We start from the raw sequence: 21,339 nt of genomic DNA on the forward strand, positions 1-21,339 counted from the left end.
GAAAGAGTAGGCAGGGTCACTGTCCTACTGAGAAGAGTCGGTCCATATCGTCAACGGCCCAGGTGGCCGTGCAGTCCAGGGTGATCGGGGTGATCGAGATCGCCCCGCTCTTGATCGCATGAACATCGGTCCCGTCTTCGGCATCATCGAGCAGCGGTCCATTGATCCAGAAGTACGGACGGCCCCGCGGATCAAGCCTTTTTTCGACCCCGGTCCGAAAGAGTTTCTTTGCGAGCCTAGTGATCTCATACCCGCCCCGGACCGTCGAGGGGACATTCACATTGATCACGTCAGCGGATTCGGGGAAACCCTGTTCAAAGATCCGGGTACAGACATCCCGCACCACCTGCTTTGCACTGGAAAAACTCTGACTGGGTCGCCGGGGATCGTCGAACTTGTCCCCCTGATCCTCGACCTGCAAAGAGAAAGCCACGGCAGGAGTCCCCTGGTTGGCCGCTTCCAGCGCAGCCCCGACGGTGCCCGAGGTCATGATCGACTCGTACGAGAGGTTCTCCCCGATGTTGACCCCGCTGACAACCAGGTCCGGCTTCAGATCGAGGGCATACAGCCCGATGATCACTGCATCGGTCGGTTTTCCACCGACGGCATAGGCAGAAATCCCGTGCATCGAAACCTTGCCGGCGCGGATCGGCTCAAAGATCGAGATCGACCGGCCGACAGCACTCTGCTGGGAGGCCGGTGCGACCACTGTCACCTCGCAGATATCAGTTAGGGCCTCATATGCCGCCCAGAGTCCGACAGAGTTGATTCCATCATCGTTTGTCAGCAGCACCCTGGGTTTTTTCATCCAGGTACCTCTGCGCAGGGACTGCAGAAATAGTCATCGGAACCTGAGATCACCCTGTTCTGATCGTCACACTCATCTGGATATACGGTGAATGGATCGGATATGAAGGCGCTCATTGCAGAGTATACGATGACCAGAGAACCGGTCTGTGCAGAGGAGGGGAGAGCGATGTTCGAGGTGCTCTCGAGTTCCTTCGAACGGTGCGGTTACGAGGTGCTGACACCTGAGGAGGATGACTTTTCCGGGGAGATCCGGCGCCTCGCCCCCCTCTGCGATGTCGGGCTGGTGATCGCCCCCGACCCGCTCCTCGCAGGGTTCAGCGCGACCCTTGAACACCTGACCAACAATATCGGCTGCGGTGCGATGAACGTTGCAGTCTGCGCCAACAAATTGCGTGCCAAAGCGGTCATGGCCATGCACGGTGTTCCGGTCCCTGAGGAGGTGACGACCGGCCTGCGGATCGTGAAGCCGATCAGAGGCTACGGAAGCGCAGGAGTACGCCTGACCGACGGGCCGGCAGGGGTGGATGAATTTGGAGAGCGCTCTATCGAGGGCGAGCATATTTCAGTCAGCATGGTCGGTTCCCGTGTCGTCGGGGATGCCTGTGACAACTACTCAGGCGACCCGCCCCTGTTCCTGGCCATAAACAGGCAGCTGATCAGCCAGGGGCCCGACGGCCGGATCCGGTATCTGGGCGGCGAGACCCCGATCGATCACCCCCGCAAGGAGGAGATCATAGCAACCGCTGCGCTGGCTCTGAATCGGCTCGGCTGCCAGGGGTACACCGGGATCGACATGGTTGTGGCGGACAGGTGCTATGTAGTCGATGTAAATCCCAGGATCACAACGAGCCTGGTCGGCATCGCGGCCTGCATGCAGGAAGAGATCGCCGACGTGCTCGTCAGTGCGTCCCATGGCAGGGGACCCGCGTCAGTCCACCTCGCCGGCAGGGTCAGGTTTGATACCCGAGGCGGGGTCACCAGGCTATGATCGGAATCGATGTCGGCGGCGCAAACCTCAAGGTGGTGACCGAGGAGGGAGCAACGATCCACTACTGCCCGCTCTGGGAGAAGGCCCCGATCACGGCACTGCTCCGACCCTATAACCCGGATCTCACAGAAGAGGCAGCTGTTGTGATGAGCGGAGAACTGGCCGACTGCTTCACTGGCAAGGAGGAGGGAATCCGGTTCATCGTGGATGCTGTCAGGGCGGCATTCCCAGAATCCCGATTCTATGGTATGGACGGAACCTTCCATGACAGCGCCGACCCTTCGCTTGCAGCGGCCAACTGGCTCGCCTCAGCCGACATGCTCAGACGGGAGCACCCGAACGCCCTGTTCGTGGACTTCGGCTCCACGACCACCGATATCATCCCGCTGACCCGGTTCTCTGATCTGATCGGTCTGACCGACCTGCTCCGGCTGCAGCAGGGGTACCTGATCTATACAGGGATGCTCAGGACCAATGTCGCCGCAATCCTTCGCTCGGTCGAACTTGAGGGGGTCAGGACCCCGATCTCGAGCGAGTACTTTGCGACCAGCGCCGACCTCCACCTGGTGCTCGGACATATATGCACCGATCAGTACACCTGCGATACCCCTGACCACGGGGAGAAGACCCTGACCGGTTCACAGAGGAGGCTCGCCCGGGTCGTCTGTGCTGACCTGGCCGAGATCGGCGAGTCGGGTGCCCGGTCGATCGCTGAGCAGTGCTGGGCGGTGCAGAGTCATGCCATCAGAAGAGGGGTGGAGCGGATCGCTGACGCCTCCGGTGCAGACAAGGTGTTGACCGCGGGGATCGGGGCCAGCATCGCCGCAGAGATGCTCGGCGGTACCAGCCTTGAAATGGAACTGGGAGACCGGACCGATGCTCTGCCGGCCTGGGCGGTCCGCGAGGTGGCATTGCAGAACAGATCACCCTGACCAGGGTGACCGTCGATCCCTCTCATCACAGCCACTTTTTTGTTCAGGGTCGGATCACTGCTCTGGATCAGAGCGACTCACAGACATGCAGGCAGCCAGCGCCTCGGCACCAGTGACCTGTTCTCCTGCACTCCTGGCCGCAGCCAGCGATGACAGGTTCACAATCGAGAGGGGGAGGGTGATCCCAAAGAGCTGATTCGTCACAGCCGGCATGATCGGAAGGGTCGCGTAGTTTCTGATCGTGCCCCGGTGGAGGACGACACCCAGGTCACGGATCAGCCGGTTCGCCCGATTGTACGGCAACTGGTGGGCGAGGACGACACAGAGATCCACCACCGGAGATCCGAGATGAATGTCAGGGTAGAACGGGACTTCAGCAGTGACCAGCCGGTGGCAGGACCGGCAGTGAAAACGCCGGACCGACACCATGATATCCACCTGGTCCGACCCGCGGAGAAGGGATGCAAACTTCCGATCCTTATAATCATGGACGAGCAGGGAGCCGCCACAGTGCGGACAGCACCGCCGCTCGGTGAAGACCACGCCATCCATTGCAGAGAGACCGGACCGGACCAGGTCTACCATCAGGGGAAACATCGGGGTCTTCTTCAGTCCAGACACATCCAGCACGAGGTGATCATGCGCTTGCACCACATTACCCCAACAAGTATATAAGTATATCCTAGTCTCACCCAATCTACAGGGATTCGGGCAGATCAATACCCACCCACAATATACAATTCTCCAAAATTGTATCACTACAGTTAAATAAGTAAAGTTACTTAAGTAAATTAAAATCTAACAGTTCGAGGTTTTCCAATGGAGATGAAATACGTACCAACGACCTGTCCGTACTGCGGAACAGGCTGCGGTTTCAATCTTGTCGTCAAGGACGGGAAGGTTGTCGACACCGCACCATGGCACCGTGCCCCCGTCAATCAGGGCAAGACATGTGCAAAGGGGAACTATGCAGCCGAGTTTGTGAACAGCCCGGACCGGCTGACCACTCCCCTGATCAAGAAGGACGGCAAGTTCGTCGAAGCATCCTGGGACGAGGCATATGCACTGATCGCATCCAAGTTCAAGGCATACAAGCCGGAAGAGATGGCATGCCTTGCATCCGCCCGTGTCTCCAATGAAGAGAACTACCTGATGCAGAAGTTCGCTCGGGCAGTCCTCAAGACACCACACATGGACCACTGCGCCCGGCTCTGCCACGCTTCAACCGTCGCCGGCCTTGCAGCCGTCTTCGGGTCAGGTGCAATGACCAACTCGATCGAAGATATCGCCGAAGCCAAGTGCGTCTTTGTGATCGGGTCCAACACCTTTGAGCAGCACCCCCTGATCGGTCGCCGGATCATGATGGCCAGGCTGAACGGGGCAAAGGTGATCGTTGCAGATCCACGGTTCACCCCAACCGCCAAGCAGGCCGATCTGTACCTGCCCTTCTTCTCAGGCACCGATGTCGCCCTGATGAACGGGATAATGCAGTATATCATCAAGAACGGCTGGGAGGACAAGGAGTTCATTGCAAAGCGGACTAAGGACTTTGACAAGCTCAAAGAAGTCGTGATGCAGGACACCTACAGCCTCGAGAACGTGGCAAAGGTCACCGGCCTCCATGCAGAGGACATCGCCACCGCAGCCGAGTGGATCGCCAAGGCCGATTCCAGTGCACTGCTCTACTCGATGGGGATCACTCAGCACACCGTTGGTGTCGACAATGTGAAGACCACGGCAAACCTGCAGATGATCACCGGAAACCTCGGTAAGCGGGGCGCCGGCGTCTGCGCACTCCGTGGCCAGAACAATGTGCAGGGCGCCTGCGACATGGGCTGCCTGCCGAACGTCTACTCCGGTTACCAGGCGGTCATCAATGCCGACCTTCACAAGAAGATGGAGGACGCATGGGGCTGCGACATCGCCGAGGGCAAGGTCGGGTACACCGTCACCAAGATGATCAATGTCCTCGCCGACGAACCAGGCACCCTGAAATGCCTGTATGTTATGGGCGAGAACCCGATGATCTCCGACCCGGACCTCCACCACGTCGAGAAGGGACTGAAGAACCTCGAGTTCATGGTCGTGCAGGATATCTTCCTGACTGAGACCGCAGAACTCGCAGACGTCGTCCTTCCGGGCTCCTGCTACGCAGAGCGCGACGGAACCCAGACCAACACCGAGCGGCGTGTCCAGCTCTGGAGAAAGGCACAGGACGCACCAGGACAGGCAAAGCCCGACTGGCAGATCATCTGTGAACTCGGAGCCGCAATGGGTTACGAGAAGCAGTTTGCATTCAAGAGTGCAGAGGAGATCTTCAATGAAGTCGCAAAGGTCACCCCATCCTATGGTGGTATGACCTACGCACGCTTAGGCGCCGAGGGACTTCACTGGCCATGCCCAACCGCAGAGCACCCAGGAACCCCGGTCCTCCACAAGGAGAAGTTCGGAACACCGGACGGCCTCGGTATCCTCTCACCAATCGAATGGAAACCACCGGCAGAAGTACCGGACGCGGAGTATCCACTCCTGCTCACCACCGGCCGCTGCATGTGGCACTGGCACACCGGAACCATGACCCGCCGCTCAGAGAGTCTCGAGCGCGAGGAGCCGACCGGCTGGGTTGAGATGAACCCTGAAGACGCAAAGGCACTGGGCATCAAGGACAAGGAGATGGTCCGGGCAATCTCCCGCAGAGGAGAGATCACCATCGGTGCACGGGTCACGAAAGACATCAAGAAAGGTGTTGTCTTCATGCCATTCCACTTCAAGGAGTGCGCAGCGAACGTCCTGACCAACAATGCACTCGACCCGATTGCAAGTATTCCAGAGTACAAGGCGTGCTCTGTGAGGATTGAGAAGATTCCGGAGGCACAGTAATGGCAGCAAAAGGCGACATGGTCCTGGCCTGGACCACCAATGCAGACCTACAGAAGAAGGCAGAGTGCGGAGGCGCAGTCACCGCCCTTCTCAAGTATGCACTCGAAAACAAGATCGTCGATGCAGTGCTGACCGTGCAGAAAGGGGTTGACCTCTACGATGCACAGCCAGTCCTGATCACGAACCCCGATGACCTGAACAACACGGCAGGTTCCCTCCACTGCGGAACCCTGCTGCTCTCCAAGCTGATCAAGAAGTACCTCGACGGCGCCAACGACATGAAACTCGGTGTCACCGTCAAGGGCTGCGACATGATGGGGATGTACGAGCTGGCCAAGCGCAAACAGATCAACCTCGACAATGTCATCATGATCGGGGTGAACTGTGGTGGTTCAGTCAGCCCGGCCCTCGCACGCACGATGATCCGTGAGAAGTACGAAGTCGACCCCAACGACGTGAAGAAGGAGGAGATCGACAAGGGCCAGTTCATCATCGAGACCGAGGAAGGTCACAAGGGTATCGCTATGGATATCCTCGAGGATGAGGGCTTTGGCCGCAGGACCAACTGCCGCCGCTGCAAGCTGAAGGTCCCCCGCCAGGCCGACCTCGCCTGCGGGAACTGGGGCGTCATCGGCGACAAGGCAGGCAAGGCCACCTTCGTCGAAGTCTGCAGCCAGAAGGGCGCAGACCTGCTTACCAAGGCAGAGCAGGCAGGAGCCATCGCCACCGAGCCAGCCCCAGCAAAGGGGATCGAGATCAGGGGCAAGATCGAGGGCGCCATGCTGAAGCTCGGCGACAAGTGGCGAGCAAAGGACTTCGCCGAACTCGGTGAAGGACAGACCCGGCTCGAAAAGATCATGAAGGAGACCGCACGCTGTATCAAGTGCTACTCCTGTATCGAAGCCTGCCCGATCTGTTACTGCGTGGACTGCTCCACCAAGAATCCGGCACTGGTCACCCCGGGAGAGATCCCACCGAACTTTATGTTCCACCTGATCAGATACGCGCACATCTCAGACTCCTGCGTGAACTGTGGACAGTGCGAGGAACTCTGCCCCGCAGAGATCCCGAACGCCCTCTTCATGCATGCACAGCAGGTCGAACTCGAGGACCTCTTCGGCCACAAGCCGGGTGTCGACATGACCCTCCCGGTGCTGGCACTGGTTGAAGAGCGTGCAGAGCGCGACCGGCTTGCAAAGACCGGCAGCGACATGATCTATCTGAACTGCTTCAACAAATAATCCCTTTTTTTAAGAAAAGTGAATGTGTCTTAAAAATCCAAAAGAGTGGAACCGTCCTTCAACCACATTCCATAACCTGACGGATATGACTGTCAGATCCGAAGGTCAACGATCCTGAGAAGAATCAGGCACTTGTGGGCCAGTGAAAAACTCATACGCGCCGGCCGGCACGATCATCTCGAACCTGGCCCCCTTATCCGGATCCCCAATCTCCTGCAGAGTGATCCCGGTCACCGCCAGAATTTCACGATCAAGGAAGAGACCGTATCCCCGGACGGCATCATAATCTCCACCAAAGATCCGTTCTTTCTCATATTCCAGGATCCCATCCCCGTTATCGGTGTAGATGATACAGAGATGGTTCCCCTGCTCTTCGGACCAGAGTTCACCCCGATCCCCCCCGCGCTGGCAGGTACTGGTGAGGAGTGTGGCGATCACTCTCACCAAGAGCGGGTCTGCGAAGAGACGGACCGCACCCCCCCTGACCGTGACAGAGGGGACACCCGATGAGGCGTTCTGAAGTGCGTCAGCGACCGCCTCATCGAGATATTGCCAGCGTGGGAGGACCGTCCCATGGGACTGGATCTCACGGGTGAACTCGATCCGCTGCTGGATCTGTCGGGCACCAAGGCTTACCCTGACCAGATCCTCCTTTGTTTCAGGATCGGTGATCGACTCACCTGCAAGGTCGAGATACCCGAGCACAATCGTCAGTTCGTTCATAATATCATGCCTGACCACCCGGTTGACCAGGTGAAGGTTGGCATTGGCAGAGAGCAGACCCTCAATGGCCCTTCGCTGGGTGAAGATATCGGTCAGTGTCTCGATCCCCCCGATCACAGTCCCGGATAGATCTGTCACGACGGCAGCCTTCACAATCACCTGGCCACCGGCCCCACCCCTGATGCAGGGCAGATGAACCTCTGCAGAGACAGTCCCCGGATCCTGTTCGAGGATGGCGTACAGGCTCAGGTCGGGAGGGGTTCGAGACGGCACCACCAGGTCGACCAGAGGGGGACGTTCATCCCCATAGAAGGTGATCCCGCACGCCGTCCCATCCTTCCCCACCATCTCTTCGCGGGATACACCGGAGAGTGTTTCAAGGCGCCGGTTCCAGCCGACGATGCAACCGGAGAGGTCCACCACAAACCCGGGGTTCGGAAGGAGATCGAGCGTACGGCAGAGGAGGGACAGACGATCTTCAGATGAGGAGGGTGGAGACGACATGGGATCAGTCTGTAGTTGTCAGATAGTTGGGAGACAGGGTACTCATGTCTTTCGATGGAGTGCCTGGACATCCTGAAGAGAGAACCGGTTACCCGTTCTGTACGTTCCTCGAAGGAAACCGCAGGATTATAATAATTATAGAAACAGATATATAACTGGAGAAAGAACGCGAGCAGTTGCTATCAATCTGCAGTTCTGTATTCATGGCAAACCCAAAGAAGATCCTGATCGTCGAGGATGATGAGATCATTGCGAGTCTGATCGAACGGATGCTCCAGAAGAAGGACTACACCATCGTGGCCAAGGTCACGAGCGGAGAGGAGGCACTGAACAGGACCGCAGATCTCGGGCCGGACCTGGTGCTGATGGACATCACCCTCAAGGGGGTTATCGATGGGATCTATGCAGCCAGGTACATCAATACCATCTTCAATATCCCGGTCGTCTTCCTGACCGGCAGTTATGACGACGAAACGATCGAACGGGCCAAGGTGGCAGAGCCGATGGGGTTCATCAGCAAGCCGTTCAATGACAGGGATCTCTATTCAAATATCGAGATCGCGCTGTACAACCATTCGATGCGAAAGAGGGTGCTGAACCTCAAGGATGGGGGAGTAAAGAGTGTGATGGCCGCACTCGATGCCGTCATCATGACCGATATGAAGGGCAGGATCTTCTTCATGAACCCGTATGCCGAACAGCTGATCAATGTCAGTTACCGACAGGCCATCATGCACTCGATCAACAAACTCTTCTTTTTAATCGACATCAGGACTGGACAGCCGATCGAGGATCCCATCTATGAGGTGGTGAAGGAGAGCATGGTGATCGGGATCGAGAACAACCTGGCCATGATCACCAACGACAAGAAGAAAAGACATATCACCCTCTCGGCACGGCCTGTCCGGGACAGCAGGGACGACGTTATCGCAGTCTATGTAAAGATCCATGCCCGCACCCAGAGCGAGCGAAAACTGTTCACCTCCTGATTGCGGGCACGGGGCCTCTGGATGACGGTCGCGTGTGCACTATTTTAAAACCTGCCCCTCCAATAAGTTCCTCGTGAAGGGGAGCGTCGACGGGACCTCGGTGAGGCTCGGGATGGATGGGCTTGTACTCTACGAGCAGAGCGGCTATGGAAGGCCTGAGAAGGACGGGTTGCGGTTGGCCCCACAGGAAGCGTTGTACCTGGCTTACCGGTCCAAGATCACCATTGAAGGCCATGATCTGGAGAGCCTGCTCTCATACTTCTCAGAACAGGAGTTGTTCTTCCGGAGTTTTATCGTCTACCGGGACCTCCGGGAACGGGGCTATGTAGTCCAGACAGGCCCGCATGACTTCCGGGTCTTCCGACGGGGACAGCGGCCGGGCGTCGGCACCTCGCAGTACATGGTCAGGGTCCTCTCAGAGCGGGATCTGATCGACTTTGAGGTACTGATCAGCGAGGCTGCAGCCTCGATCAATATGCGGAAACAGCACGTGCTGGCCGTCGTCGACGATGAAGGGGAACTGACCTACTATGAGATCAAACTCCAGCCCCTGCAGGAGAACCAGCCCCAGCCCACCCTTGAACCGGTGGAGGGTCTTCTCACAGGCAGATCGGTGCTGATCCCGGGGGGGGCCGGCTCAGTGTTCGAAGCGGCCGGGTACGGGAAACGGTTCGACGATCAGCGGTTGATGCTCTCGCTGGTCGAGGCGGGTTACCTGCAGAAGAGAGGAATTCTGAATGTGCACCACCGAGAGCAGGTCCTCTCCGCCGACGAGTATACCAGCCTCTTCCAGGCGGACGATGCCGAGGCCACAGAGAAGGCTGCGGTCTATGACCAGGTCCGTGACCTCGGATATATCCCCCGGACCGGGTACAAGTTCGGCCACCACTTCCGGGTCTATGTCTGTGGAAAGTCCCACTCAGACCTGCTGATCCATGCCATCGCCAGGGGGACTGCACTGCCGATGAGCGTGATATCGCGTTCGGTCAGGCTCGCCCATAGTGTCAAAAAGAAGATGTTGTTTGGATGTGTACATACTACCGGAATTCAGTACATCGAATTCGGACGAATCAAGTTATGAGCGTACCATCCATGCAGCCATCCATCAACCCCTGGTCGAGCGGCCAGTCTATCGATACCAGAAAACTGTTTGAAGAGTTCGGGATCGAACCGATCGGTCCGGTCCTCCACGACCTCCCGGAAGTCCCGGCCTTTATGCGTCGGGGTGTCGTGATCGGTCACCGTGATTACGGGCAGATCGCCACAGCGATCAGAGAGAGAAGACCGTTTCACGTGCTGACCGGGTTCATGCCATCAGGCCATCCGCACCTCGGCCACCTGATGGTGATGAAGGAGGTGGTCTGGCACATTCAGCAGGGCGGCCAGGGAACGATCACGATCGCAGACTGCGAAGCCCACGCCGTCCGGGGGCTCTCCTGGGAGGACTGCAACCGGTACGGGCGCGAATACCTGCAATGCCTCTATGCGCTCGGGTTTGAGGGGCGGACCTACTTCCAGTCACGAAACGAGGTGCTCAAGAACCTGGCTTTTGAAGCGGCCACCCGGGTGAACTTCTCGGATCTCTCAGCGATCTACGGCTTCGGGTCCGAGACCGCCCTGGCCCACGCCATGAGCGTGATCAACCAAGTCGCCGACATCCTCGATCCCCAGGTCGAAGGGGCGCCGGCCCCGACCGTGGTCCCGGTCGGGATCGATCAGGATCCGCATATCAGACTGACACGGGATGTGGCCCGCAAACTGAGGTTCTTCACCGTCGAAGACCGGGGCGATCATGTCAGCGTCAGGTCCAAGAACGCCCCGACCGCCGCCCTGGAGGCCGTGCACCGGGCGTACAAAGGGTCCAAAAAGTATGAGGGGCATGTCGATATCAGAGGAGTTCCGCTCGCAGAGGTGAAAGAAAGGGCCCGGATCGTGGAGATCGAACACGGCGGTTTCGGGTTCTTCACCCCGTCGGCAACCTATCACCAGTTCATGCCCGGACTGCAGGGGGGGAAGATGTCCTCATCGGTCCCTGAGAGCCTCTTTGGATTCCATGAACCGGAAGCGGCGGTGAAGAAGAAGGTGATGGGGGCGCTGACTGGAGGACGGTCCACCCTCGAGGAGCAGAAGGCGATGGGTGGAGAGGCAGACCGCTGCCCGATCTATCTCCTCAACCTCTTCCACCTGATCGAGGATGACAGAGAACTGCAGGAGTTGAGGGACCGTTGCTGCGGGGGGGAACTGACCTGCGGGGCATGCAAGAAGGAGACCTTCGCGAGAGTCAGCGAATTCTTGAAGGACTTTTCAGAACGGATGGATGCGGTCGAGCATCTGGTAGAGGTATAACCATGGAGAGAGAACCATCAGCAGAGAAGAGAGGGCCGGCAGGGGTCACCCAGAACGAGAAGAGGCTCTTAGCCGTGCTGGCCGGTCACCAGGACAGGACCGCCGAATCGGTAGCCGAAGAGATGCAGACCGCGACCGACGCGGTGATCCAGTGGGCCCACCTCGCAGAGGAGAACGGGTTCGCCACGATGACCAGGACGATCACCCACACCTACGCACTGAACGAAGAGGGGGAGGTCTATGCCAGTTCAGGCCTGCCAGAACGGCAGTTGCTGAACAGTTTCGAAGGTTCGATCGATATGGCGACCCTCAAACAGCACCCGCTCTCAAAGATCGGGATCGGCTGGATGCGGAAGAAGGGCTGGGTCACCATCCGGGACGGGGTGATCAGCAGGGCCGGGGACGCACCCGAAGGGGTCGACGAGCTGGCACTGAAAGGGCCGCTGACCGAAGGAGAGGGACTGAACGACCTGATCCGGCGCGGGCTGGTGGTCGACCAGGAGAATGCCGTCACGACGATGAGGCTGACCCCTGCAGGCGAGGCACTGGTCAGCGATGGGCTCGATCTCCGGGAGGAGACCGGGCAGATCACCCACGAGCACCTGCTGACCGGGGAGTGGGAGCACCTGAACCTGCGGCGGTACCGGATCGACCGGCTTCCGCGGCGGGCCGTCCCGGGGAAGGCCCACCCCTACCAGCGCCTGATCAACGAGATGCGCCAGATCCTGCTGGAGATGGGGTTCACCGAGATCAGCGGGGAACTGGTCCAGAGCGCCTTCTGGAACTTCGACGCACTCTTCCAGCCGCAGGACCATCCGGCCAGGGAGATGCAGGACACCTTCTACCTCGCCGAGCAGACGACCCTGCCCGAGGGGTACGAACGGGTGAAGGCGATGCACGAGCATGGCGGCGACACCACCTCCAGCGGCTGGGGCGGCGTATGGTCGGGCAAAAAGGCGGAGCAGTGCGTCCTCAGGACGCATACCACCGGCCTCTCGATCCAGTACCTGGCCACCCATCAGGAACCGCCGGTCAGGGCCTTCTGCATCAGCAGGGTCTACCGGCGCGAGGCGATCGACCCGACGCACACCCCCGAGTTCGAACAGCTCGAAGGGATCGTGATGGACAAAGAGGTCACCTTCTCGCACCTGCTCGGCTTCCTCAAGGAGTTCTACCTGAAGATGGGCTTCGCCGATGTGAGGTTCAGGCCGGCGTACTTCCCGTACACCGAGCCGAGCGTCGAGCCCGAGGTCTATGTCGACGGCCTCGGCTGGGTGGAGATCGGCGGAGCCGGGATCTTCCGGCAGGAGGTGACCGAGCCCTGGGGCGTGAAGACACCGGTGCTCGCATGGGGGCTCGGCGTCTCCCGGGTTGCGATGCTGAAACTGGGGCTCAAAGATCTCCGGATGCTCTACCGAAGCGACATCGACTGGATCCGGGACGCCCCGATCCTCTCTGCGGACGCCGTATCGTCCACGAGGCGGTGACCAGATGACGATTATCACCCTACCCTACACCTACCTGACAGCCCTCGTCGGCACGGACAAGGAGACGATCCTTGACCGGCTGCCGATGATAGGTTCAGATATCGAACGGATCGAGGACGACCACGCAGACGTCGAGTTCTTCCCGGACCGACCGGACCTCTTCTCCACAGAAGGGGTCGCCAGGGCGATGAGAGGATTCCTCGGGATCGAGACCGGACCGGTCACCTACGAGGTGAAGCCCTCCGGCGTCTCGTTCACCATCGACCCGGCCCTCAAAGAGATCAGGCCGTTCCTCGGTTCGGCGGTTATCAGAGGGCTCTCCCTCTCGGAGGAGGCGATCCAGAGCCTGATGGGGCTGCAGGAGGCGCTTCACTGGGCCGTCGGACGCGGCAGAAAGAAAGTGGCGATCGGGCTGCACGACTTGGACAGGATCACCCCGCCGTTCAGGTACTGCGCCGCAGAGAAGAGCCGGACCTTTGTGCCCCTCGACTTCACAGAACCGATGACGATGGAGCAGATGCTCGACGAGCACCCCAAGGGGAGGGCCTTTGCCCACCTGGTCAGAGACCATCCGCTCTATCCGCTGATCGTCGACGCAGAGAACCGGGTCTGTTCGTTCCCGCCGATCATCAACGGAGACCTCACGAGGGTTACCACGGAGACGAAGAACATCCTGCTCGACACCACCGGTACCGACAGAAAGGCCGTCGATGTGGCCGTGAAGATCGTCTGTGCCGCCCTCGTCGAGGCCGGCGGAACGATCGAGAGCGTGACGATCGACGGGGTGGAGTCTCCGGATCTTACACCCACTATCAGGACCGTCTCAGTGGAGGAGGGGAACAGGCTGCTCGGCCTCTCCCTGACCGCCCCGGATACGGCCGCCCTGCTCGAGAAGATGCGCTTTGGGGCGACGCCTGAGGGGGCAGACCGGGTCAGGGTCGAGGTCCCCTGCTACCGGGCTGACATCATGCACGACTGGGACATCTTTGAGGATGTCGCGATCGGGTACGGGTACGAAAACTTCGATGCAACTCTGCCGGAGACGTCGACGATCGGGGAGCAGAGCCAGGTCTCGGTGATCGGCGGCGCCGTCCGGGAGATCATGACCGGGCTCGGGTATCACGAGGTGATGCCGTTCACCCTGACCAGCGAGACGGTGACCTTCGATCTGATGCAGCGCGAGCGATCGCCGGCGGCCCTCCACCTGCTCCACCCGATCACCGAGGACCAGACAATCGTCAGGACAGACCTGCTGCCGCTGCTCCTCGAACTGCTCCAGATGAACCGGTACCGGGAGCTGCCGCAGAAGGTCTTCTGCACCGGCGATGTCGTCGAGGGGATCAGCACCCACCAGAAGGCGGCGGCAGTCTCCTGTCATGGAGCCGCTGATTTCAGCGAGGCCTACGCGGTCGCAGACGCCCTCTGCAGGGATCTCGGACTCCCCTACACCACGGCAGAGTCAACAGACCCGGCCTTCATCGATGGAAGAAGAGGGGAGATCATTGTCGACGGAAACCCAGTCGGGGTCTTTGGTGAGATCAGCCCGAGGGTGATCCTCGGGTTCGAACTCGATCACCCGATCGCAGCCGTCGAACTGGACCTCAGAGCCGTACGGGCACACCGCGACCGGCGAGATAGGTCTTGACGTCCCGGACCGTGAACTCACCATAGTGAAAGACACTGGCCGCCAGGCAGGCGTCGGCCTTGCCTGCGGTCACCCCATCATAAAAGTCTGCGAGGGTTCCGACCCCGCCGCTGGCGATGACCGGTATCGAGACCGCGTCGGAGACGGCGGCCGTGATGGCCAGGTCAAATCCGTTTTTGGTGCCGTCGGTCTCCATGCTGGTCAGCAGGATCTCGCCGGCGCCCCGCTCTTCTGCCTCCTTTACCCACCTGACCGCATCGATCCCGGTCGGGGTCGAACCGCCGTAGATCACCACTTCATACCAGCAGGTCGTGCCGTCCGGGAGATGAATCACCGTCGCCTCGGGGTTCTCTGCGGCGGACCGCCTGACGTCCACCGCGACGACGATGCACTGGTTGCCGAACCGGATGGCCCCTTCGCTGATCAGAGAGGGATCTTTGATCGCACTGGTGTTGATGCTGACCTTATCGGCGCCGGCCCGAAGGAGCTGATGGATGTCATCGATCGTCCGGATCCCGCCGCCGACCGTCAGCGGAAGGAAGAGCTGGTCCGCGGCCCGGCTGATCACCGAGAGGATCGCACCCCGCTGCTCCTTCGAGGCGGTGATGTCCAGAAAGACCACCTCGTCGGCCCCCTGTTCGTTGTAACGTTCGGCCAGCTCCACCGGGTCGCCAGCGTCCCGGAGATCGACAAAGTGTGTCCCTTTCACCACTCTCCCGTCCTTGAGGTCGAGGCAGGGGATGATCCGTTTGGTCAGAACCATATATACAGATGAGAGGGGAGCCATATCAGAGTTATGGATTAAGTAATTATACGGCCAACCTATCAGGAGATGACCACGTCCGCTGCAGGACCAGAGATGGCCTTTCGGCAGCAGATTCGGGTCGGGATATCAGCATGGAGAAGGATTCAGGGACTTTGAAGATCGAATGGGCCGGGCAGTTCATGCCGGTCCTCTCGCGCATCAGGGAACAGTTTGAGAAGGAGCAGCCCTTTAACGGGGTCACCATCGGGATGGCCCTGCATGTCGAGGCCAAGACCGCCAACCTGGTCATGACCCTGGCCGCGGGCGGTGCAGAGGTCTATATCACCGGCTGCAACCCGCTCAGCACCCAGGACGATGTCGCCGAGGCGCTGAACAGGGTGCCGCATGTCCACTGCTTTGCAAAGCGGGGATGCACGGTCGAGGAGTATTACGCAGCGATCGATCAGGTCCTTGACGCGAAGCCGTCGGTCACCATCGACGATGGGATGGACCTGATCCACTACCTCCATACCAAGCGGAGAGAACTGCTCAGCACGGTGATCGGCGGATGCGAGGAGACGACGACCGGGATCCACCGGCTGCGTGCGATGGCTGCAGAGGGAAAACTGGAGTTCCCGGTGGTCGCGGTCAACGACACTCCGATGAAGCACCACTTCGACAATGTCCACGGAACCGGCGAGAGTGTCCTCTCGTCCGTGATGATCACCACCAATGTGCTGATCGCCGGCAAGTACCTGGTCGTGGCAGGCTACGGGTTCTGCGGACGCGGGCTTGCACGCAAGGCGCACGGTCTCGGTGCGAAGGTGATCGTCACCGAGGTGGACCCGAGGAAGGCGCTTGAAGCGCATATGGACGGGTTTTTGGTGATGTCAATGGAGGAGGCCGCACGCCTCGGCGACATCTTCGTCACGACTTCAGGGAACTCGCATGTGATCAACAGCCGCCACTTTGGCCTGATGAAGGACGGAGCGATCCTCTCCAACGCCGGCCATTTCAATGTGGAGATCGACATCGACTGGCTCGAGTCGCATGCAGCAGGGAAGGAGAGCCGCGACGGGATCAACACCTACCTGCTGGCCGGAAAGCGGGTGCATGTCCTTGCTGAAGGCAGGCTCGTGAACCTTGCGACACCGAAAGGGATGGGTCATCCGGCCGAAGTGATGGACCTCTCGTTCGCCCTTCAGGCCCTCTGTGCACAATATATCACCGAGCACGGCAGAGAACTCGCCGGCGGAGTCTACGAGGTGCCGGAGGCGATCGATGTACAGGTCGCCGACCTGAAACTGGCCTCACTCGGGATAACAATCGATACGCTCAGCGACGAGCAGAAGACCTATCTCTCGAGCTGGGACGCCGGCACCTGATCCGGAGATCCCCGGTAACCGGGGAATCACATACCTTTTTTAAACCGGCACATTTCTAAAGATCAGCGGAACAGTAGAGTACATTTCGGGTGATCTGCATGAAGATGGTGATCAATGGAGAATGGGTCGGCTCGCTCTCAGACAGGACCTATACCGTAAAGAATCCAGCGAACGGCGAAGCGGTCGGTCCGGTCCCGCTCGGTGTTCGGGATGATGTGAAGCGGGCGGCCGATGCCGCAGAGGAGGCGCTCTCCCGCTGGAGCGGCACCTCCTCCCATCATCGCGGGCAGATCCTCGCCAGGGCTGCGGCCAGGATCCGGGAGCAGGCCGAGGAGATCGCGATCATCCTGACCGCCGAGCAGGGGAAGCCGCAGCGTGAGGCGATCGATGAGGTCCGGGGTTCTGCCCGGGTCTTTGAGTATTATGCCGGCCTCTCGTCCAATCCTCTGGCCACCATTCAACGCCTCGAGGACGGGTCAGAGGCGACGGTGCTGCGGGAGCCTATTGGTGTCTGCGGGGCGATCCTGCCCTGGAACATGCCGGCGCTGCTGATGGCCTGGAAGGTCGGGCCTGCACTGCTGACCGGGAACACGGTCGTGCTCAAGCCGGCCACAGCGACCCCGCTGACCCCCCTGATGATGGCTGCGGCCCTGCACGATGCCGGGCTCCCCAACGGCGTCCTGAATGTGGTGACCGGTTCAGGCGACGAGGTGGGGGAGGAGATCGTCCGTTCAAAGCAGATCAGGAAGGTCTCGTTCACCGGTTCGACCCAGACCGGCAAGCGGATCATGACGCTGGCGGCCCATGACCTCAAAAGGCTGACCCTCGAACTCGGGGGGAGCGATCCGATGATCATCTGCGGGGACGCCGATATCCCAAAGGCAGTCGCCGGGGCGGTCGCCGGCAGGTTCTACAATGCCGGACAGATCTGCACCGCGGTGAAACGGCTCTATGTCGTCGACGCGGTCGCAGACCAGGTGATCGAGCAGATCACAGAGAAGGTCGGCCAGATCACCGTCGGTGACGGGATGAAACCCGAGGTGAAGATGGGGCCGCTCTCCAGTATGCAGGGGCGGGAGTCGATCCGCTCGGTCGTCAGGCAGGTAGTGGACCGGGAGGAAGGTCGGGTGATCGCCGGCGGGGAGCTGCCACAGGGGGACGAGTACCTGCGGGGGAACTTCTATACCCCGACCCTGGTGACCGATGTCGCCCCGGACTCGGTACTGCTTCGGGAGGAGATCTTTGGGCCGGTGCTCCCGATCGTCCGGGTGAAGGATCTGAACGAGGCGATTACTGCCGCCAACAGCACACGGTATGGGCTGGGGGCCTCGGTCTGGACCAGCGACCCAAAGACGATCAGGGTGGCGGTCGGCGGGCTGAAGGCAGGAATCGTCTGGGTGAACCAGCATCTGAAGATCCCGCCGGAGGTGCCTTTCGGGGGTGTGAAGGAGAGCGGGGTCGGCCGGGAGAACGGGATGCAGTCACTCGACGCCTACACCGAGGCGAAGACGGTCCTGGTCAGACTCTGACCAGCTCAGACACCTCCCCTCGGTTCAGAATTCCTCATTTTATTGATCACCTCTTGGAGATCTCTGGATCATCTTGGAACTGTTGCGAGGATCTAGGGCGAGTTAGGAGTCAGAGATATTCCTCAAGAAGCCTTCATAAATTGGAGCGCTGGGATTGATAATGACGTTCTCTCTACATTCATAGCCTGCCGGAGTTTCGGGTCAGGAGGGCTCTCAAAGAGCGGAACGAAACCGTCTCGAACCCAGAGAAAAAACGACACAAAAGGCAACCCTCAAGAGACTCTTTTTTCTCTTTCAGCACCCATAAAAGAGGTGGAAAAAACCTTGAATTGAGGAGAGGACAAAACCCCTCAGATCAGCTCAGACGACCGGAACCGTATGGGAGTACGACGGTATCACCGGCTGATCAGCAGCGGTCTCGACAAATCCATCAGGGAACCGAGTCGTTGTGATCGATGGAGAGATATCGGGATAGATAAACCCTGCAAACCAGGTGTTCTGCAGATATGCATCTGCCCTTGCGAAATCAAGTCTGGGGGTTGCATAACTGATGCCCTGCCCCTCTACACTGGTCTCAGCATAGGTGTCCAAGTTTACCACTGCCTGATCGACTGAGACTGAACGGACCTCAACACCTCTCGAACTGAAAGCGGAGAGTGCAGCAGCAAGTTCAGTGGACGGTTCAATAAGATGGAGATAGACAGCTGTCATCTCAAGAGGCGTCAGGTGATAACCGAGAGTAACCACGGCTCCACCAGACTGACCCACGGATATATCGAGTGATGTCGTCTCAAAAGCGGCGGCCGGCGATACGACCAGCACCATCGCAGTAAGAGCGATCATCACCATCAAGCTCGTCTTCATGGGTATCACCATTATTTGGGGAAGGAGATATGATAAAGGTTCCCGGCTCACCTGATCAAAAAGGATTAGTGGATGAGAAGAGAGTGTGTATGAGAGCCGGCAGTATGTGGGAGATGATCAAGTGAGTGAACAGACGATGCAGGAGTTCGCAGAGGCATGCGCAGACCAGAACAGTACAGACGAACTGCTCGAAGGGCTTGAGTTACTCAATGACGGAACATTTCGATATCTCATGAATGAGGCGAGCCTGCTCGACTGTATTGAGTGGGATCTGACGCCCCGCGAATGGGTGGGGGCTTTAAACCTTGCAGTGCTCAGGCAACTGACGGGGACGTATGCCGATTGGAAGACGGCGGAGGTGGTTGCCCGGGCCCTGGCCAGGTTCGGAGTTGAAATCGATGGCGACGAAGCAAAAGACGGGACTTATACCCTGATCGTGACCAGGGGGATGAAAGTGCTGAGGCAGATGGCAGAAGCGGTCCCGGTGGTCGACCTCCAGCAGGACTGAAAATTGCGGACCAGTTCTGTGTAGATGTAACCAATTTTTCTCCAGTGTATCAGAATTTGAGATGCACTGAATCGATCCTACCCCATCGAACGGAGCCGAATTTTACCGTTAAATCATTAAAAATGGAGAATATCCGGATGACAATAGTAATATTTAAATATAGTAGAAAGAAGCGTTATTCCATCAAATATTTATAACAAAACATCATATCTTTTATTCACACCATGAAGGTGGAGACCGAGGTGAAGAAGATACGAAGTTACAGGAAGAGCAGCATCGGAGATCTCCGGCAGTAACGTCAGTCCCGTCAAACCTGACACAGCAGCCGGCTTAACCAGGCTTCCGGGCGGACAGACCCTGGCCACAGTGCCGGATACAAAGTGGGGGAATCAAAAGGCCCCCTGAGATCTGGTGCAACAGATCCGTGGTCCCGAACCGGGAGTGGGATATGATCAGATGCGACCACATCGTCGCACCATAACCTGGAGATCTGCCAAAAATGAGGAGAAGAACAAAGGCGAGGACCGAATGGTCTGGAAAAAATCCACAGGACGATGAAGACCCACAGGTGAGATGAGGAGATTATCATGAAAAGACAGGTAGCAATATATGGAAAAGGCGGAATCGGAAAATCGACCACAACCCAGAACACCGTCGCGGCACTGGCAGAGCAGGGGAAGAAGATCATGGTGGTCGGATGCGACCCGAAAGCTGATTCCACCAGACTTCTGCTCCACGGACTCTGTCAGAAGACGGTGCTGGACACCCTGCGGGACGAAGGAGATGACATCGAACTGGACGAGATCCTCAAGCCCGGATACCGAGACACCCTCTGTGTTGAATCAGGCGGTCCAGAGCCTGGCGTGGGATGTGCCGGCCGGGGAATCATTACATCGATCAACCTGCTGGAGTCACTCGGGGCATATACCGACGATCTGGATTATGTCTTCTACGATGTGCTCGGGGATGTCGTCTGCGGCGGGTTCGCGATGCCGATCCGGGAGGGTAAGGCAGAGGAGATCTATATCGTCGCCTCCGGGGAGTTGATGGCACTGTATGCGGCCAACAACATCGCCAAGGGGATCCAGAAGTACGCTATATCAGGCAAGGTCAGGCTGGGAGGGATCATCTGCAACAGCCGCAAGGTCGACAACGAGTATCCCCTCCTCAAGGCCTTCGCCGAAGAACTCGGATCCCAGCTGATCTACTTTGTCCCGCGGGACAACCTGGTGCAGCGGGCCGAGATCAACAAGAAGACCGTAATCGACTTCGATCCCGAGTCCAACCAGGCAGAGGAGTACAGACAGTTGGCCAAAGCCATCGACGAGAACAGGATGTTCGTCGTCCCAAAACCGATGACACAGGACCGGCTGGAAGAACTGATGATGCAGCACGGATTCCTGGACGCACTGGTGTGAGGATAGGTGAAAGAAGCATGTTACTGATCAGAGCGATTGTACGACCCGAGAAGAAAGACGAGGTGCTGGGTGAATTATCATCAGCAGGATTCCATGCCGCGACCGTCGTGGATGTCGTAGGTCGTGGTAAACAGAAGGGGATCAAGATCGGGGGGATCGTCTATGATGAGATCCCAAAGACGATGATATTGATGGCCGTTCCGGACGAGGAGAAGGACCAGGTGATCGGTGTGATCCTGAGGACAGCCAAGACCAGTGACAAGGGAGCATATGGCGATGGCAAGATCTTTGTCAGCCCCGTTGAAGAGGTCTACACAATATCAAAAGGCAGTCAGGGCCTGTAGG

At 58.8% G+C, this 21,339-nt stretch carries 19 protein-coding genes; 14 read left to right on the forward strand and 5 right to left on the reverse strand.

The window, feature by feature from the left end:
- Positions 1–16: 16 nt before the first annotated feature.
- Entirely contained in the window at positions 17–808 is a 792-nt protein-coding gene (surE, locus tag ACFKSJ_RS06510) for a 5'/3'-nucleotidase SurE (protein WP_440948999.1), read from the reverse strand.
- Between the two features lie 102 nt (positions 809–910).
- On the opposite strand from surE, the gene ACFKSJ_RS06515 reads away from it, so the two are divergent.
- Together ACFKSJ_RS06515 and ACFKSJ_RS06520 are read left to right on the forward strand one after the other, a co-directional pair.
- Entirely contained in the window at positions 911–1,798 is an 888-nt protein-coding gene (locus ACFKSJ_RS06515; RefSeq protein WP_440949000.1) for an ATP-grasp domain-containing protein, read from the forward strand.
- Positions 1,795–2,730, forward strand: a complete 936-nt coding sequence (locus ACFKSJ_RS06520; protein ID WP_440949001.1) for a hydantoinase/oxoprolinase family protein — start codon at positions 1,795–1,797, stop codon at positions 2,728–2,730. Before ACFKSJ_RS06515 ends, ACFKSJ_RS06520 begins: the two co-directional genes overlap by 4 nt.
- A gap of 54 nt (positions 2,731–2,784) precedes the next feature.
- Here ACFKSJ_RS06520 and ACFKSJ_RS06525 read toward each other — a convergent pair whose 3' ends face one another.
- Positions 2,785–3,381, reverse strand: a complete 597-nt coding sequence (locus tag ACFKSJ_RS06525; RefSeq protein WP_440949002.1) for a transposase family protein — start codon at positions 3,379–3,381, stop codon at positions 2,785–2,787.
- Positions 3,382–3,549: 168 nt separating this feature from the next.
- Here ACFKSJ_RS06525 and fdhF point away from each other — a divergent pair, with 168 nt between their 5' ends.
- Entirely contained in the window at positions 3,550–5,610 is a 2,061-nt protein-coding gene (fdhF, locus tag ACFKSJ_RS06530; protein ID WP_440949003.1) for a formate dehydrogenase subunit alpha, read from the forward strand.
- Complete coding sequence (locus tag ACFKSJ_RS06535; protein ID WP_440949004.1) at positions 5,610–6,851, forward strand: Coenzyme F420 hydrogenase/dehydrogenase, beta subunit C-terminal domain; 1,242 nt, start codon at positions 5,610–5,612, stop codon at positions 6,849–6,851. Before fdhF ends, ACFKSJ_RS06535 begins: the two co-directional genes overlap by 1 nt.
- 105 nt (positions 6,852–6,956) lie before the next feature.
- Here ACFKSJ_RS06535 and ACFKSJ_RS06540 read toward each other — a convergent pair whose 3' ends face one another.
- Positions 6,957–8,078: a PAS domain-containing protein gene (locus ACFKSJ_RS06540; RefSeq protein WP_440949005.1), complete on the reverse strand. Its 1,122-nt coding sequence runs from the start codon at positions 8,076–8,078 to the stop codon at positions 6,957–6,959.
- 203 nt (positions 8,079–8,281) lie between these two features.
- On the opposite strand from ACFKSJ_RS06540, the gene ACFKSJ_RS06545 reads away from it, so the two are divergent.
- Genes ACFKSJ_RS06545 through pheT form a run of 5 tightly spaced genes read left to right on the forward strand, consistent with a single transcriptional unit; the run spans position 8,282 to position 14,545 of the window.
- The gene (locus tag ACFKSJ_RS06545; protein ID WP_440949006.1) at positions 8,282–9,067 is read left to right on the forward strand and encodes a response regulator; all 786 of its coding nucleotides are present in this window, start codon (positions 8,282–8,284) and stop codon (positions 9,065–9,067) included.
- 34 nt (positions 9,068–9,101) lie between these two features.
- Positions 9,102–10,148 carry a tRNA-intron lyase gene (gene endA, locus ACFKSJ_RS06550; RefSeq protein WP_440949007.1) on the forward strand — a complete coding sequence of 349 codons (1,047 nt, stop codon included), beginning with the start codon at positions 9,102–9,104 and terminating at the stop codon, positions 10,146–10,148.
- Between the two features lie 11 nt (positions 10,149–10,159).
- Positions 10,160–11,413: a tryptophan--tRNA ligase gene (locus ACFKSJ_RS06555; RefSeq protein ID WP_440951411.1), complete on the forward strand. Its 1,254-nt coding sequence runs from the start codon at positions 10,160–10,162 to the stop codon at positions 11,411–11,413.
- A 2-nt stretch (positions 11,414–11,415) separates the two neighbouring features.
- Positions 11,416–12,900, forward strand: coding sequence for a phenylalanine--tRNA ligase subunit alpha (gene pheS, locus ACFKSJ_RS06560; RefSeq protein WP_440949008.1), 1,485 nt, complete (start codon positions 11,416–11,418; stop codon positions 12,898–12,900).
- 4 nt (positions 12,901–12,904) lie between these two features.
- Positions 12,905–14,545, forward strand: coding sequence for a phenylalanine--tRNA ligase subunit beta (gene pheT / locus ACFKSJ_RS06565; RefSeq protein WP_440949009.1), 1,641 nt, complete (start codon positions 12,905–12,907; stop codon positions 14,543–14,545).
- Here the strand turns inward: pheT and hisF are convergent.
- Positions 14,502–15,308 carry an imidazole glycerol phosphate synthase subunit HisF gene (gene hisF, locus ACFKSJ_RS06570; RefSeq protein WP_440949010.1) on the reverse strand — a complete coding sequence of 269 codons (807 nt, stop codon included), beginning with the start codon at positions 15,306–15,308 and terminating at the stop codon, positions 14,502–14,504. The genes pheT and hisF overlap by 44 nt on opposite strands.
- Before the next feature lie 134 nt (positions 15,309–15,442).
- Here hisF and ACFKSJ_RS06575 point away from each other — a divergent pair, with 134 nt between their 5' ends.
- Together ACFKSJ_RS06575 and ACFKSJ_RS06580 are read left to right on the forward strand one after the other, a co-directional pair.
- Entirely contained in the window at positions 15,443–16,675 is a 1,233-nt protein-coding gene (locus tag ACFKSJ_RS06575; protein ID WP_440949011.1) for an adenosylhomocysteinase, read from the forward strand.
- A 98-nt stretch (positions 16,676–16,773) separates the two neighbouring features.
- Positions 16,774–18,204: an aldehyde dehydrogenase family protein gene (locus tag ACFKSJ_RS06580; RefSeq protein WP_440949012.1), complete on the forward strand. Its 1,431-nt coding sequence runs from the start codon at positions 16,774–16,776 to the stop codon at positions 18,202–18,204.
- A gap of 360 nt (positions 18,205–18,564) precedes the next feature.
- Here the strand turns inward: ACFKSJ_RS06580 and ACFKSJ_RS06585 are convergent, their stop codons facing one another.
- A complete protein-coding gene (locus ACFKSJ_RS06585) occupies positions 18,565–19,077 on the reverse strand; it encodes a hypothetical protein (protein WP_440949013.1) in 513 nt (170 codons plus the stop codon).
- Between the two features lie 112 nt (positions 19,078–19,189).
- On the opposite strand from ACFKSJ_RS06585, the gene ACFKSJ_RS06590 reads away from it, so the two are divergent.
- The 3 genes from ACFKSJ_RS06590 (at position 19,190) to ACFKSJ_RS06600 (ending at position 21,338) form a co-directional block, all read left to right on the forward strand.
- Positions 19,190–19,576 carry a hypothetical protein gene (locus tag ACFKSJ_RS06590; protein WP_440949014.1) on the forward strand — a complete coding sequence of 129 codons (387 nt, stop codon included), beginning with the start codon at positions 19,190–19,192 and terminating at the stop codon, positions 19,574–19,576.
- Positions 19,577–20,163: 587 nt separating this feature from the next.
- Positions 20,164–20,994, forward strand: coding sequence for a nitrogenase iron protein (gene nifH, locus ACFKSJ_RS06595; RefSeq protein WP_440949015.1), 831 nt, complete (start codon positions 20,164–20,166; stop codon positions 20,992–20,994).
- A 17-nt stretch (positions 20,995–21,011) separates the two neighbouring features.
- A complete protein-coding gene (locus ACFKSJ_RS06600) occupies positions 21,012–21,338 on the forward strand; it encodes a P-II family nitrogen regulator (protein ID WP_440949016.1) in 327 nt (108 codons plus the stop codon).
- The last annotated feature ends 1 nt before the right edge of the window (position 21,339 follow it).

Origin of the sequence: Methanosphaerula subterraneus (genome assembly GCF_052055875.1) — an archaeon.
Classification (GTDB): Archaea; Halobacteriota; Methanomicrobia; order Methanomicrobiales; family Methanospirillaceae; genus Methanosphaerula; species Methanosphaerula subterraneus.